Origin of the sequence: Streptomyces sp. GS7 (assembly GCF_009834125.1) — a bacterium.
In the GTDB taxonomy this organism is placed as follows: Bacteria; Actinomycetota; Actinomycetes; order Streptomycetales; family Streptomycetaceae; genus Streptomyces.
Genome location: NZ_CP047146.1, coordinates 650,961 through 664,827 on the forward strand (window position 1 = coordinate 650,961; position 13,867 = coordinate 664,827).

The 13,867-nt window shown below is 72.5% G+C and carries 12 protein-coding genes; 7 read left to right on the forward strand and 5 right to left on the reverse strand.

The genetic code is table 11. The features are described 5' to 3' along the window. Positions 1-138: 138 nt before the first annotated feature. Positions 139-1,182: a hydroxyacid dehydrogenase gene (locus tag GR130_RS02735; RefSeq protein WP_159503217.1), complete on the reverse strand. Its 1,044-nt coding sequence runs from the start codon at positions 1,180-1,182 to the stop codon at positions 139-141. A 207-nt stretch (positions 1,183-1,389) separates the two neighbouring features. Between GR130_RS02735 and GR130_RS02740 the strand changes: the two genes are divergently transcribed. Then, positions 1,390-2,163: an SDR family NAD(P)-dependent oxidoreductase gene (locus GR130_RS02740; RefSeq protein WP_159503218.1), complete on the forward strand. Its 774-nt coding sequence runs from the start codon at positions 1,390-1,392 to the stop codon at positions 2,161-2,163. Between the two features lie 48 nt (positions 2,164-2,211). On the opposite strand, the gene GR130_RS02745 is transcribed toward GR130_RS02740, so the two are convergent. Beyond that, a complete protein-coding gene (locus GR130_RS02745; protein WP_159503219.1) occupies positions 2,212-2,883 on the reverse strand; it encodes an MOSC domain-containing protein in 672 nt (223 codons plus the stop codon). Positions 2,884-2,962: 79 nt separating this feature from the next. Between GR130_RS02745 and GR130_RS02750 the strand changes: the two genes are divergently transcribed. Further along, positions 2,963-3,874, forward strand: a complete 912-nt coding sequence (locus tag GR130_RS02750) for a LysR family transcriptional regulator (RefSeq protein ID WP_159503220.1) — start codon at positions 2,963-2,965, stop codon at positions 3,872-3,874. 156 nt (positions 3,875-4,030) lie between these two features. Here GR130_RS02750 and GR130_RS02755 read toward each other — a convergent pair whose 3' ends face one another. Beyond that, positions 4,031-4,363: a WhiB family transcriptional regulator gene (locus tag GR130_RS02755; RefSeq protein WP_159503221.1), complete on the reverse strand. Its 333-nt coding sequence runs from the start codon at positions 4,361-4,363 to the stop codon at positions 4,031-4,033. A 388-nt stretch (positions 4,364-4,751) separates the two neighbouring features. Here GR130_RS02755 and GR130_RS02760 point away from each other — a divergent pair, with 388 nt between their 5' ends. The 4 genes from GR130_RS02760 (at position 4,752) to GR130_RS02775 (ending at position 9,134) form a co-directional block, all read left to right on the forward strand. Then, a complete protein-coding gene (locus GR130_RS02760; protein WP_003948568.1) occupies positions 4,752-5,363 on the forward strand; it encodes a response regulator transcription factor in 612 nt (203 codons plus the stop codon). 280 nt (positions 5,364-5,643) lie between these two features. Beyond that, on the forward strand, positions 5,644-6,219 hold the full coding sequence (locus GR130_RS02765) for a sigma-70 family RNA polymerase sigma factor (RefSeq protein ID WP_043264857.1): 576 nt from the start codon (positions 5,644-5,646) through the stop codon (positions 6,217-6,219). Between the two features lie 163 nt (positions 6,220-6,382). Next, complete coding sequence (gene guaB / locus GR130_RS02770) at positions 6,383-7,885, forward strand: IMP dehydrogenase (protein WP_159503222.1); 1,503 nt, start codon at positions 6,383-6,385, stop codon at positions 7,883-7,885. Positions 7,886-8,018: 133 nt separating this feature from the next. Beyond that, positions 8,019-9,134: a GuaB3 family IMP dehydrogenase-related protein gene (locus GR130_RS02775; protein WP_159503223.1), complete on the forward strand. Its 1,116-nt coding sequence runs from the start codon at positions 8,019-8,021 to the stop codon at positions 9,132-9,134. A 268-nt stretch (positions 9,135-9,402) separates the two neighbouring features. Here the strand turns inward: GR130_RS02775 and GR130_RS02780 are convergent, their stop codons facing one another. After that, positions 9,403-10,650 carry a nucleotide sugar dehydrogenase gene (locus tag GR130_RS02780; protein WP_159503224.1) on the reverse strand — a complete coding sequence of 416 codons (1,248 nt, stop codon included), beginning with the start codon at positions 10,648-10,650 and terminating at the stop codon, positions 9,403-9,405. A 237-nt stretch (positions 10,651-10,887) separates the two neighbouring features. Between GR130_RS02780 and GR130_RS02785 the strand changes: the two genes are divergently transcribed. Beyond that, positions 10,888-12,594, forward strand: coding sequence for a glycerol-3-phosphate dehydrogenase/oxidase (locus GR130_RS02785; RefSeq protein WP_159503225.1), 1,707 nt, complete (start codon positions 10,888-10,890; stop codon positions 12,592-12,594). 23 nt (positions 12,595-12,617) lie between these two features. On the opposite strand, the gene GR130_RS02790 is transcribed toward GR130_RS02785, so the two are convergent. Further along, entirely contained in the window at positions 12,618-13,781 is a 1,164-nt protein-coding gene (locus tag GR130_RS02790) for a serine hydrolase domain-containing protein (RefSeq protein ID WP_159503226.1), read from the reverse strand. Positions 13,782-13,867: the final 86 nt, after the last annotated feature.

Sequence of the window (13,867 nt, forward strand, 5' to 3'; positions counted from 1 at the left end):
CCGGTCCCGCCACCGCGGGGCCGGGCCTCGGCCATGGTGCCGCGGCGCCCGCCGGGCCGCCTGACGCACCGCCGGCCAGGCCGCAGCGGGCCTCCAGGTACAGCGGGCTTCCAGGTACAGCAGCGGGCCGCCGGGCCGTCAGGCCGAGTGCGCCAGCCCCTCCGGCCGTACCGGGTCGGCGAACGGGAGCCCCTGGGCGTACCGCTCCAGCTCGTCCAGCGCGTGGTCGGCCATCCGGTGCAGCTCGCCGCCCAGCGAACCGGCGACATGCGGGGTCAGCAGCACGTTCGGCAGCTCGTACAACGCCGAGTCCGGGGGCGGGAGTTCGGGCTCGGTGACGTCCAGTACGGCGGCCAGCCGCCCGCTGCGCAGCTCGGGCAGCAGGGCCGCCTCGTCGACCAGCGAGCCGCGCGCGGTGTTGATGAGCGTGGCGCCGTCGGGCATCAGGGCGAGCTGGCGGGCGCCGATCAGATGCCGGGTGGCGGGCAGCGCGGGGGCGTGCACGCTGACGATGTCGCTCCCGGCGCATACCTCGTCCAGCGGCGCCGCCGCCACACCGAGACGGTCCGCCTCCGCGCCGTCCACGAACGGGTCGTACAGCAGCACCCGCAGCGCGAAGGGGCGCAGCAGCTCGATCACCCGGCGGCCGATACGGGAGGCGCCGACGATGCCCACGGTGCGGCCGTGGTTGCCGGCGCCGGCCAGCTCCCGCGGCCAGTCGTGCGCGGTGCGCAGCGCGCGGTAGCGGTGGGCCGCGTGCAGCACCCGCTTGTTGGCGAACAGGATGGCGGCGAGGGTGTATTCGGCGACCGGCAGTGCGTTGACGGCGGCGGCCGAGGCGACCGCGATGCCGCGGGCCCAGCAGGCGTCCGTGACGTGGTGCTTGACCGACCCGGCCGCGTGCACGACGGCCCGCAGCCGGGGGGCCGCGGCCAGCACCTCCGCCGTGAGCCGCGGCGCGCCCCAGCAGGTGAGCAGCACCTCCGCCTCGGCGAGGGCCCTGGCGACCTCGGGCGCGGGGTCGGCCAGCCGGTGCGCCACGAGGCGGGAGTCCGTACGGGCGAGGGCCTCGATCCGCGCGTGGTGCCGGTCGTCGAGCAGCCGCTCGGCGACCCCCGGGCCCATGGACAGCAGCAGGGACGGGCGGCGGGCGGTGCGGTGGGTGTCCGTGGCGGGGCGCATGGGGTGAACGGTCCTCCTCGGTCGGGCGGCGGCCGACCGGTGGGGCCGGCGCTGCCGCGGGGTTCCGTCCGTGCGGGGGGACTACCCCGGGGCGGCCCCGCCGACCCCCGTCCGCCGCCCGTCGGCGGCGAACTCCGGCCGGGCTGACGGGTGAACGCCGTACCGGGCAGGGACGACCGGCCGCCCCGACCCGGATACCGTGCCGGTATGACGACTGCATTGATCACAGGAGCGACGTCCGGCATCGGCGCCGCATTCGCCCGCCGTCTCGCGAGCGACGGCCACAGCGTGGTGCTGGTGGCCCGCGACGAGAAGCGGCTGCGGGAGCAGGCCACCGAACTGCACGACCGGCACGGCATCGAGGCGGAGGTGCTGAGCGCCGATCTGGCGACCGAGGAGGGCATCGCCGCCGTCGAGGCGCGGCTCGGCGATTCCCGGCACCCGGTGGACCTGCTGGTCAACAACGCCGGTTTCGGCAACAAGGGCGAATACCTCGAAGTCCCGATGGCCGACGAGCTGAGGATGCTGAAGGTGCACTGCGAGGCCGTGCTGCGGCTGACCACGGCCGCGGTGCGAGGGATGCGCGAGCGCCGGCGCGGCGCCGTCGTCAATGTCGCTTCCGTGGCGGCGTTCGTCCCGCGCGGTACGTACGCGGCGAGCAAGGCATGGGTCGTGCAGTTCACCCAGGGCGCCGCCCGCGACCTGGCCGGCAACGGGGTGCGGCTGATGGCGCTGTGCCCCGGTTTCGTGCGGACCGAGTTCCACCAGCGGGCCGGGATGGGGACGGACAACGTCCCGGGCTGGCTGTGGCTGGATGCGGACAAGCTGGTGGACGCGGCGATGAAGGACCTGGCCCGCGGCAAGTCGCTGTCCATTCCGGACCCGCGTTACAAGGCCCTGATGGGCGCGGTGAAGCTCGCCCCGCGCGGCGTCCTGGGCGGCCTGACCTCCCGCACCGGCCGGAAGTACGGCGCGCGCTAGGCCCGGCCGCTCGCCGGCCCCCGCCTTTCCGTCAGCGCTCCCCCCACCTCAACCGCCCGTCCGCTCCCGGTACTTCACCGCCGCCTCCCGGACCTCCGCGGGAAGCGCCTCGCCCGCCGCCAGCAGGCGCGGCAGCAGTTCGCGCCGGGTGGTCAGGGCGCGGAACATCATCACGAGGGTCACCTCGTGGTCCGGGCGGTGCACCACCTCCACGGTGTCCCCGGCGCGGATCTCGCCCGCTTCCCGCACCCGCAGATACGCGCCGGGCACCGCGGCCTCCGTGAACCGCTTGATCCAGCCGCGCTCGCCGAGCCGCCCCTGGAACGTCCGGCAGGGGATCCGCGGCGAGGTCACCTCCAGCAGCAACTCCGGCCCCACCCGCCAGCGTTCGCCGATCAGGGCGCCGCTGACGTCGAGGCCGGAGGTGGTGAGGTTCTCGCCGAAGACGCCGTTGGCCAGCTCGCGGCCCAGCGCGCGCTGCCAGTCGTCGAGGTCCTCGCGGGCGTACGCGTAGACGGCCTGATCGTCGCCGCCGTGATGGCGCAGGTCGACCACCGCGTCGCCGGCCAGGCCGCTGCCGCCGGTGCCCTTGGGGCCGGGGGCGCCGACCGCCACCGGACCGTCCACCGGGCGTTTGTCGATGCCCGTACCGCCCTCGGCGGAGGTGTACGCGAACGGGGTGGCCCGCCCCAGGTTCACGCTCAGCAGCTTCGCGTTCATGTCCGCACGGTAAGGCACCCGGGGCAAAGCGCGCACCCAGTTTTTCCCGGTCTATCCAAGATTCGCTTATGCTTGAAGGGTGATCGAAGCCCGCCATCTCCGAGTGCTGCGCGCCGTCGCCAGGACCGGCTCGTTCTCCGCCGCCGCCCGGGAGCTGGGCTGCACGCAGCCGGCCGTCAGCCAGCAGATGAAGGCCCTGGAGCAGTCCGCGGGCACGCCCCTGCTGGTGCGCGCGGGCCGCGAGATGCGGCTGACGCAGGCGGGCCAGGCGCTGGTACGGCACGCCGTCGGCATCCTGGCGGGGCTCACCGCGGCGGAGGAGGAGGTCGCGGCGATCGCCGGCCTGCGCGCGGGCCGGGTGCGGCTGGTGTCGTTCCCGTCGGGCAGCTCGACGCTGGTGCCGACCGCCCTCGCCAAGATGCGCGCCGCCCACCCGGGCATCCGGGTCTCGCTGGACGAGGCCGAGCCGCCGCGGTCGATCGAGCTGCTGCGCGGCGGCGACTGCGAGATCGCGCTGGCCTTCCGCTACCCCGAGGTGCGCGGCGCGGACCCGGCGGCCGGGGCGGAGTGGGAGGACCTGGTGGTCCGGCCGATCCTGTCGGACCGGCTGGTCGGCCTGGTCCCGGACGGCCACCGGCTGGCGAAGGCGGGCAGTGCGTGCTTCGCGGACCTGGCCGGCGAGCCCTGGATCGCGGGCTGCCCGCGCTGCCGCACGCATCTCGTCGAGGTCTGCGAGAGCGCCGGGTTCACCCCGCGCATCGACTTCGCGACCGATGACTATCCGGCGGTGATCGGGCTGGTCGGGGCGGGCCTGGGGGTGGCCGCGCTGCCCGAGCTGACACTGGAGTCGGTACGGCCCAAGGGGGCCACGGCGGTGCGGTTGGAGCCGGCGGTGCACCGCGAGATCGTCGCGCTCACGCTGCCGGATCTTGCGCAGGTGCCCGCGGTCGGCGCGATGCTCGACCAGCTGGTGGACGCCGCGGGGCGCTGACCGCGCGGACCCGGAAGGGGTGGCGCATCGCAGGGGGAGCGGCGCTGCGGACCGGTGCGGACCGGTGTGGAGCTGGCGGCGGCTGCGGCGCAGGGCGGCAATGCGGGACGGTGTCGTTGCAGGATCGTTTCTTCGGTAACGCTCCGGCCCTGACGGTCAGGCGCCGGGCACGCTCGCGTGGCCGGGCAGCGAGGTCGCGGGGACCAGCCGGTGCCGGGCTCGGCCCATGAGCTCCTCGCGTTCGTCCTCGGTGAGGCCGCCCCAGACCCCGTAGGGCTCGCGTACGGCCAGCGCATGCGCCGCGCACTGCGCCCGCACGGGGCAGCGCATGCAGACCTCCTTCGCCGATGTCTCACGCGCGCTGCGGGCCGCTCCGCGCTCGCCCTCGGGGTGGAAGAAGAGAGAGCTGTCGACACCACGGCAGGCGGCCAGCAGCTGCCAGTCCCAGAGGTCTGCGTTCGGGCCCGGGAGGCGGGAGAAATCTGCCATTGCTTGTCCCCTCGAAGCGATGCTGTTTCGGGCTCGGTGCTCACGACCGTACATCTACTGTCGAAGTAGATGTAAATATGACTCATTGCGAATCTAGTCATAGTCAACGCGAAAATGGAAGAAAGAGAGCCAAATAGGGCATAGGGTGCACGCGCGGATGCCGGTCGCCTGCTGGGTCGCCTGCGTATCCGGCTCCTCACGGAGCGTGCTGAACTCGGTCGCCGAAGCCGTAACTCTTTCGAGTGACCGTCGTTGAGTGTGCGGAGGCGGTTGACAGAGGTAGCCCTCGGGCAGGTGTCCGAGGCCGTCAATCGCACAGGTGACGATACGTACCAGCCTGGAGGCTCAAGGTGACGCGCATCAGCTGCGAGAGCCGCGGAGGTCAGTCATGACATCCGTCCTCGTCTGCGACGACTCCCCGCTTGCCCGAGAAGCGCTCCGTCGGGCGGTGGCAACCGTGCCCGGCGTCGAGCGCGTGACGACCGCGGCCAACGGCGAGGAAGTCCTCCGCCGCTGGGGGGCGGACCGCTCGGACCTGATTCTGATGGACGTACGGATGCCCGGTCTCGGCGGTGTCGAGACCGTGCGCCGGCTGCTGTCCGCAGACCCCGGTGCCCGGATCATCATGCTCACGGTCGCCGAGGACCTGGACGGCGTCGCGCTCGCCGTCGCCGCCGGCGCCCGCGGGTATCTGCACAAGGACGCCTCGCGCGCCGAGCTGCGGGCGACGGTGACCCAGGCGCTGGCCGATCCGACGTGGCGGCTCGCCCCGCGCCGGCTGCGGTCCGCCGAGATGGGTGCCGCGCCGACGCTCACGGCCCGCGAGATCCAGGTGCTGGAGGGCATGAGCCACGGCCGCTCCAACGCCGAGATCGGACGTGAGCTGTTTCTCTCCGAGGACACCGTCAAGACGCACGCGCGGCGGCTTTTCAAGAAACTCGGCGCCTCTGACCGGGCTCACGCGGTGGCGCTCGGTTTCCGCTGGGGACTGGTCCGCTGAGGTGTGGTGACGTGCAGCGATGCGGGGGATTGAAGATCCCCGCCCGCCCTGTGGCGGGCGGGGCGGCAAGGCGCCCCGCACGCCGCTCGGGTCCCGCGGCGGCCCGATTCCCCGCGCGGTGCCGCATCCTTGAGGTATGGAGTTCCTCGGGGACGGGTCGGTCGGGCACGAGGGGAGGGCGCAGGAGATGACAACCGGCGCACCTGCCGCGCACAACGCTTCAGTGCACAAGCATGGACCTGATGCCGATGATCGTTCGGCACCAAGGCACCATGGACCGATGCGCGATGACGGGAAGCAGGAGATCGGCGCTCTCGTCGCACGCGCTGTCGAGGGCGACCAGCGGGCCACGCACGATCTGCTGGCCCATGTGCATCCGCTCGCCCTGCGCTACTGCCGCACCCGGCTCTCCCGGCTGCCGGGTGACGCCCGGCACTTCGTCGAGGACCTGGCGCAGGAAGTCTGTGTCGCGGTGCTGTGCGCACTGCCCCGCTACCGCGACACCGGAAAGCCCTTCGAGGCGTTCGTCTTCGCGATCGCCGGGCACAAGGTCGCCGACCTCCAGCGGGCCGCGATGCGGCACCCGGGCAGTACGGCCGTGCCGTCGGACGAGATGCCCGAGCAGCCGGACGACTCCCTGGGGCCCGAGGAGCGGGCGCTGCTGAGCAGCGACGCGGAGTGGGCCAAGAAGCTGCTGGCCAATCTGCCGGAGAACCAGCGGGAGCTGGTCCTGCTGCGGGTCGCCGTCGGGCTGACCGCCGAGGAGACCGGGCAGATGCTGGGGATGTCGCCCGGCGCGGTGCGGGTCGCCCAGCACCGGGCGCTGAGCAGGCTGCGGGCACTCGCCGAGCAGTGACCGGGCCGCGGGCCGGCGACCCCGGCCGGTTCCGTGCCATCTGGCGGGATGTCACCGTAGGAACGTACGAGTGACGAGCCCCTCATCCGTCGTGGATTGGGACACTCCACAAGGCCGTTAGCATGGGAGTCCGCGCTGAGGCAAGAGCATTGGGGAAGGTGTCATGAGTGACAACGTCGACGGTATGCCCGCCAAATTCGCCATGCTCGGACTGACATACGACGACGTGCTGCTGCTTCCCGGTGCGTCGGAGGTGCTGCCCAACGCGGTGAACACCGCCTCCCGCGTCTCGCGGAACGTCAGCGTGAACATCCCGCTGCTGTCCGCCGCGATGGACAAGGTCACCGAGGCGCGTATGGCGATCGCGATGGCGCGCCAGGGCGGTGCGGGTGTGCTGCACCGCAACCTCTCGATCGAGGACCAGGCCAACCAGGTCGACCTGGTCAAGCGTTCCGAGTCGGGCATGGTCACCGACCCGATCACGGTCCGGCCGGACGCCGCGCTCGCCGAGGCGGACGCGCTGTGCGCCAAGTTCCGGATCAGCGGGGTGCCGGTCACCGATGCCGCGGGCAAGCTGCTGGGCATCGTGACCAACCGCGACATGGCCTTCGAGATGGACCGCAGCCGTCAGGTCCGCGAGGTCATGACGCCGATGCCGCTGGTCACCGGCAAGGTCGGCATCTCCGGTGAGGACGCCATCGAGCTGCTGCGCCGCCACAAGATCGAGAAGCTGCCGCTGGTCGACGACGCGGGCGTGCTCAAGGGCCTGATCACGGTCAAGGACTTCGTGAAGGCGGAGAAGTACCCGAACGCGGCCAAGGACGCCGAGGGCCGGCTGGTCGTCGGTGCCGCGGTCGGCGTCGGCGACGCGGCGTACGACCGGGCGCAGGCGCTGGTCGAGGCCGGTGCGGACTTCCTGGTCATCGATAGCGCGCACGGCCACAGCCGCGGCATCCTCGACATGATCGCCAAGGTCAAGTCCAACATCACCGTCGATGTCGTCGGCGGCAACGTCGCCACCCGGGAGGGCGCCCAGGCGCTGATCGACGCGGGCGTCGACGGGGTGAAGGTCGGCGTCGGCCCCGGCTCGATCTGCACCACGCGGGTCGTCGCGGGCATCGGCGTACCGCAGGTCACCGCCATCTACGAGGCCGCGCAGGCGTGCCACGCGGCGGGTGTGCCGCTGATCGGCGACGGCGGCCTCCAGTTCTCCGGGGACATCGCCAAGGCGATCGCGGCCGGTGCGGACACCGTGATGCTGGGCTCGCTGCTCGCCGGGTGCGAGGAGTCGCCGGGCGAGATGGTCTTCATCAACGGCAAGCAGTTCAAGTCGTACCGGGGCATGGGCTCGCTGGGCGCGATGCAGTCGCGCGGCCAGGGCCGCTCGTACTCCAAGGACCGCTACTTCCAGGACAACGTCCTGTCCGAGGACAAGCTCGTCCCGGAGGGCATCGAGGGCCAGGTGCCCTACCGCGGCCCGCTGGCCTCGGTCGCCCACCAGCTCGTCGGCGGTCTGCGCGCCTCCATGGGCTACGTCGGCTCCGCCGACATCCCCGAGCTGAAGGAGAAGGGCCGCTTCGTGCGGATCACCTCCGCGGGCCTCAAGGAGAGCCACCCGCACGACGTCCAGATGATCACCGAGGCGCCCAACTACGCCCGGGGCTGAGCCGGTAGGGCCCGTCCGCGCCGTCCGAGTCGTGGACGTGATGCGGGCGCGGGCCGTGGAGTGAGACGCTGATGCGCCCCCTGTGCCCCCGGTCGGGGATACTGGGGGCGTATTCCGTAGGAAGGCAGAACACGTGACTGAGATCGAGATCGGACGCGGCAAGCGCGGCCGCCGGGCATACGCATTCGACGACATCGCCGTCGTACCCAGCCGTCGCACCCGCGACCCGAAGGAGGTCTCGATCGCCTGGCAGATCGATGCCTACCGCTTCGAGCTGCCGTTCCTGGCGGCTCCGATGGACTCGGTGGTCTCCCCGCAGACCGCCATCCGCATCGGCGAGCTGGGCGGCCTCGGCGTGCTGAACCTCGAAGGGCTCTGGACCCGCTACGAGGACCCGGAGCCGCTGCTCGCGGAGATCGCGGAGCTGGACGGCGCCTCGGCGACCAAGCGGCTCCAGGAGATCTACGCGGCGCCGATCAGGGAAGAGCTGATCGGGCAGCGGATCAAGGAGGTGCGGGACGCCGGTGTCGTCACCGCCGCCGCGCTCTCGCCGCAGCGCACCGCGCAGTTCTCCAAGGCGGTCGTGGACGCGGGCGTGGACATCTTCGTGATCCGCGGGACGACGGTGTCGGCCGAGCACGTGTCGAGCGCCGCCGAGCCGCTGAACCTGAAGCAGTTCATCTACGAGCTGGACGTGCCGGTCATCGTGGGCGGCTGCGCCACGTACACCGCGGCGCTGCACCTGATGCGGACCGGCGCGGCCGGTGTGCTGGTCGGCTTCGGCGGCGGGGCCGCGCACACCACCCGCAACGTCCTGGGCATCCAGGTGCCGATGGCGACCGCGGTGGCCGACGTCGCCGCGGCGCGCCGCGACTACATGGACGAGTCCGGCGGCCGGTATGTGCACGTCATCGCGGACGGCGGGGTGGGCTTCTCCGGCGACCTGCCGAAGGCGATCGCCTGCGGCGCGGACGCGGTGATGATGGGCTCGCCGCTGGCCCGCGCGACGGACGCGCCCGGCCGCGGCCACCACTGGGGCATGGAGGCCGTCCACCAGGACGTGCCGCGCGGCAAGCGGATGGACCTCGGCGCGGTCGGTACGACCGAGGAGATCCTGTGCGGTCCCTCGACGACGCCGGACGGGTCGATGAACTTCTTCGGCGCGCTGCGGCGGGCGATGGCGACCACCGGCTACTCCGAGCTCAAGGAGTTCCAGCGGGTGGAGGTCACGGTGGCGCCCCGGCGGTAGCCGCCCACGTTTTTGGCTTTCCCGCCGTGCGGGTTGCCGTTTCCCGCCTTCGGCGGGAGGGGGTGTCGGGGTGGGCCCCGGTGTGTGGTGGGTTGCGGGTGCGGCCCTCCGGGGGTGGGTGTTCGGACTGCTGCGCTTTACGTCCGAACACCCACCCCCTCCGGTCCGCCCCCTCCCGCCGGTGCGCGGTCCCCGCCCCGGTGGGGGAAGTGAGAAGCCCGGTTGTGCCTTGGCGCGGCCGGGCTCTCGGCTTTCCGGTGGAGGGTGGCTAGAGGCGGTGGGCGGCTCCGGTGGGGGTGGCGCCGCGGGTGTCGAGGAGGAGCTGGGCCTTGACCGCCAGGCCCTGGAGGTCGTAGGTGCGGTGCGGTTGGAGCAGCACCGTCAGATCGGCGGCGGAGGCGGCCTCGTAGAGGGAGTCGGCGCGCGGGACGGGGCGGTCGAGGACGTTCCACTGGGGGACGTAGGGGTCGTGGTAGGTGAGGTGCGCGCCCAGTTCCATGAGGCGGGAGGCGACCTCGCGGGCCGGGGAGCCGGCCTGGTCGCCGATGTCGGGCTTGTAGGTGACGCCGAGCAGCAGGACCCGGGCGCCGCGGGCGGACTTGCCGTGTTCGTTGAGGAGGGTGGCGCAGCGCTGGATGACATAGCGCGGCATCCGGCCGTTGACCTCCTGGGCCAGCTCCACCATGCGGAGCGGGTGGCCCAGTGAACGGCCTTTGTAGGAGAGGTAGTTGGGGTCGATGGGGGCGGCGTGGCCGCCGACTCCGGGGCCGGGGCGGAAGGACTGGAAGCCGAACGGCTTGGTCTCGGCGCAGCGGATGACGTCCCACAGGTCGACGCCGATGTCGTGGCAGAAGACCGCCATCTCGTTCATCAGCGCGATGTTGACGTGGCGGTAGTTGGTCTCCAGCAGCTTGGCGGTCTCGGCCTCGCGGGGGCCGCGGGCACGGACGACCTTGTCGGTGAGCCGGCCGTAGAAGGCGGCGGCGGCCTCGGTGCAGGCGGGGGTGAGACCGCCGATGACCTTGGGGGTGTTGCCGTAGCGGTGGACGCGGTTGCCGGGGTCGTGCCGGGTGGGGGAGCAGGCGAGGTGGAAGTCGCGGCCGGCGGTGAGGCCGGAGCCCTTTTCGAGGAGCGGGCGGAGGACGTCCTCCGTGGTGCCCGGGTAGCCGGTGGATTCGAGGATGACGGTGGTGTGCGGGCGCAGCTGCGCGGCGAGGGTGCGGGCCGCGTCGGCGACGGCGGACAGGTCCAGTGCGCGGTCCTCGCCGAGCGGGACGGGCGCGCAGATGACGGCCGTGCGGACCCGGCCGAGGGCGGTGGGGTCGGTGGTGGTGCGGAAACCGGCGGAGAGCAGCCGGCGGGTCTCGGCGGGGGACAGCGGCCCGTCGGTGCCGGGGAGCGCGGCGGTGCGGGGGTCGGGGTCGTAGCCGATGGTGCCGATGCCGGCGGCGGTGGCGGCCTGGGCGAGCGGGAGGCCGAGGGCGCCGAGTCCGATGACGGCGAGGTCTGCGGGCATGCTGCTGCCGTCCTTCCCTGGCGAGGGTGGGGTGCGTGGGCGCATGACGTCTGCCGTTCCAGCGCATCTGCAACTAAAGCGGCATAAATAGACTAAGCGGATATTTGACCCAGAATGGGTATTGGCGGATCAAGGTGGCGGGGTGTTGCCGATGTGAGCGGAGGGTGGCTTGCGGCACCGGGCGCCGACAGAATCGACGGACGGGGGGTGTGGCTCCGATCACAGCGGGAGGCAGCGGTGAAGACAGCGACACTCGGACCGGCGCAGCGTGCCAGGGCACTCACCCAAATGGCAGAACGCGAACTGGACGTTCTGGTGGTCGGCGGCGGCATCGTCGGCGCCGGCACGGCACTGGACGCGGCGACCCGGGGGCTGGACACCGGGCTGGTCGAGGCGCGTGACTGGGCCTCGGGTACGTCCAGCCGGTCGAGCAAGCTCATCCACGGCGGCCTGCGGTACCTGGAGATGCTGGACTTCGCGCTGGTGCGCGAGGCGCTGAAGGAGCGTGGGCTGCTGCTGGAGCGGCTGGCGCCGCATCTGGTCAAACCGGTCCCGTTCCTCTACCCGTTGCAGCACAAGGGCTGGGAGCGCTGGTACGCCGGCTCGGGGGTGGCGCTGTACGACGGGATGGCGGTCTCGTCGGGGCACGGCAGGGGGCTGCCCGTCCACCGCCATCTGTCGCACCGCAAGGCGCTGCGGGTGGCGCCGTGCCTGAAGAAGGGCGCGCTGGTGGGCGCCCTCCAGTACTACGACGCGCAGATGGACGACGCCCGGTACGTGGCGACCGTCGTGCGGACCGCCGCCGCCTACGGGGCGCAGGTCGCCAACCGGGCGCGGGTGGTGGGTTTTCTGCGCGAGGGCGAGCGGGTGGTCGGCGCGCGGGTGCAGGACGTCGAGGGCGGCGTGACGCACGAGGTCCGGGCCCGGCAGATCGTCAACGCGACCGGCGTGTGGACCGATGACACCCAGGCGCTCATCGGGGAGCGCGGGCAGTTCCACGTCCGGGCATCGAAGGGGATCCACCTCGTCGTCCCCAAGGACCGGATCCATTCGACGACCGGGCTGATCCTGCGCACGGAGAAGAGCGTGCTGTTCGTCATCCCCTGGGGGCGGCACTGGATCGTGGGGACGACCGACACCGACTGGGATCTGGACAAGGCACACCCGGCGGCCTCCAGCGCCGATATCGACTATCTGCTGGAGCATGTGAACGCGGTGCTCGCGACGCCGCTGACCAGGGATGACGTGGAGGGCGTCTACGCGGGGTTGCGGCCGTTGCTGGCCGGGGAGTCGGACGCCACCAGCAAACTGTCGCGGGAGCACACCGTCGCGCATCCGGTGCCGGGCCTGGTGGTGGTCGCGGGCGGCAAGTACACCACGTACCGGGTGATGGCCAAGGACGCGGTGGACGAGGCGGTGCACGGGCTGGACACCCGGGTCGCGGAGTGTGTCACGGAGGACGTGCCACTGGTGGGAGCCGAGGGCTACAAGGCGCTGTGGAACGCGCGGGCCCGGATGGCGGCGCGGACCGGACTGCATGTGGCCCGCATAGAGCACCTGTTGAACCGCTACGGGGCGCTCACCGAGGAGCTGCTGGAGCTGGTGGTGGCCGATCCCTCGCTGGGCGCGCCGCTGGCCGCCGCGGACGACTACCTGCGCGCCGAGGTCGTCTACGCCTGCACGCACGAGGGCGCCCGGCATCTCGACGACGTGCTGACCCGGCGGACGCGGATCTCCATCGAGACCTTCGACCGGGGCACCCGCAGCGCCCGCGAGGCCGCCGAACTGATGGCGCCGGCGCTCGGCTGGGACGGCGACCAGATCGAGAAGGAGGTCGCGCACTACCAGAAGCGGGTCGAGGCGGAGCGTGAATCGCAGCGGCAGCCCGACGACCTGACGGCGGATGCGGCGCGGCTGGGCGCGCCGGACATCGTGCCGCTGTAGCCGGGCACCGCCCGGACGCCCCGTCACGTGCGGGGCGCGCAGAACTCCGCGGTGAGGACGGCGGTGCCGTCGGCGGGGCGGGCCGGAGCGTCGGTGTTGATCCGGTAGCTGACCACGTGCCGGCCGTCGGCGGTGCCCGCGCTCTGCGCGTACGAGCCGTTGATGTCGCCGTTGTGGCCCCAGACGGTGACGCCGCAGGGAAGTCTGGTGGCGTACAGGCCGAGGCCGTAGACGCCGTCGGTGGCCCGTTCGCTGCGCAACTCGGCCATCTGGCGCGGCGGCAGGAGCCGGCCGCCGAGGAGCGCGGCGAAGAACCGGTTGAGGTCGCCGAGGGTGGTGACCATCTCGCCCGCCGCACCGGCCCGGCTGGGGTCCAGGGAGGTGCTGTCGACGCGGTGGTCGCCGACGAGGGAGTAGCCGCGGCCGTGCGGGGCGGGCAGCGCCGGGTCGTCGCCGGGGAAGGAGGTGTCGTGCAGATCCGTGGGGCGCAGGACGCGGCGGCCGAGTTCGGCCGCGTACGGGTGGCCGGTGACCGCCCTGATGACCAGGCCGAGCACCAGGTAGTTGGTGTTGGAGTAGGAGTAGCGGGCGCCCGGGGCGGCCACCGGCGGATGGCCGAGGGCGATCCGCAGCAGCGCGGCCGGGGCGTGGCGGTCGTAGCGGTGGGCGCGGAAGTCGGTTCCGTGCAGCTGTTCGGAGAGTCGGGGGTCCTCGGTGTAGTTGAACAAACCACTCGTGTGGTCCAGCAGCTGGCGGATCGTTACCCGCCGCAGATCGCTGCGGCCGCCGGCGCCGGTGACCGGCACGCCGGCCGGCAGGTGCGCGCCCGCGGCGTCGTCCAGGGCGAGTTTCCGCTCCGCGACGAGTTGCAGGACCACCGTGGCGACGAGAGTTTTGGTGAGACTGCCCGCGCGGAAGTGGTCCAGGCGGCCCATCCTCCGGCCGCTGCGCAGATCGGCGACGCCGGCCGTGGCGAACCGCGAGGCGGCGATCCGGCCGTCGCGGGTGGCCAGCGAAGCGGCGCCGGGCGCCCCGTCGGCGACCAGGCGGTGCAGCGCGGTCACCGTGGCGGCCGCCGGCCGGGAGACCGCCGTGGACGGAGCGAAGGCGGTGGGGATCGTGGTACACGCCGTCAGGGCCAGTGCGCTCAGGGCGGCCTGGGCGGTGCACAGGAGCGAGCGGAGCATCGTGCGGGTCGCCGCGTGGCGGGAGCCCGGTGGTTCCGGGCGTGGCGGGCGGATAGCCAAAAAGAACTCCCGTCGTCGAGGCCATC

Bases quoted from the DNA above. Each gene is read 5' to 3' on its own strand.
- GR130_RS02735 (WP_159503217.1), bottom strand. From the start codon at position 1,182: ATGCGCCCCGCCACGGACACCCACCGCACCGCCCGCCGCCCGTCCCTG.
- GR130_RS02740 (WP_159503218.1), top strand. From the start codon at position 1,390: ATGACGACTGCATTGATCACAGGAGCGACGTCCGGCATCGGCGCCGCA.
- GR130_RS02745 (WP_159503219.1), bottom strand. From the start codon at position 2,883: ATGAACGCGAAGCTGCTGAGCGTGAACCTGGGGCGGGCCACCCCGTTC.
- GR130_RS02755 (WP_159503221.1), bottom strand. From the start codon at position 4,363: ATGGCAGATTTCTCCCGCCTCCCGGGCCCGAACGCAGACCTCTGGGAC.
- GR130_RS02760 (WP_003948568.1), top strand. From the start codon at position 4,752: ATGACATCCGTCCTCGTCTGCGACGACTCCCCGCTTGCCCGAGAAGCG.
- GR130_RS02765 (WP_043264857.1), top strand. From the start codon at position 5,644: ATGCGCGATGACGGGAAGCAGGAGATCGGCGCTCTCGTCGCACGCGCT.
- guaB (WP_159503222.1), top strand. From the start codon at position 6,383: ATGAGTGACAACGTCGACGGTATGCCCGCCAAATTCGCCATGCTCGGA.
- GR130_RS02780 (WP_159503224.1), bottom strand. From the start codon at position 10,650: ATGCCCGCAGACCTCGCCGTCATCGGACTCGGCGCCCTCGGCCTCCCG.
- GR130_RS02790 (WP_159503226.1), bottom strand. From the start codon at position 13,781: ATGCTCCGCTCGCTCCTGTGCACCGCCCAGGCCGCCCTGAGCGCACTG.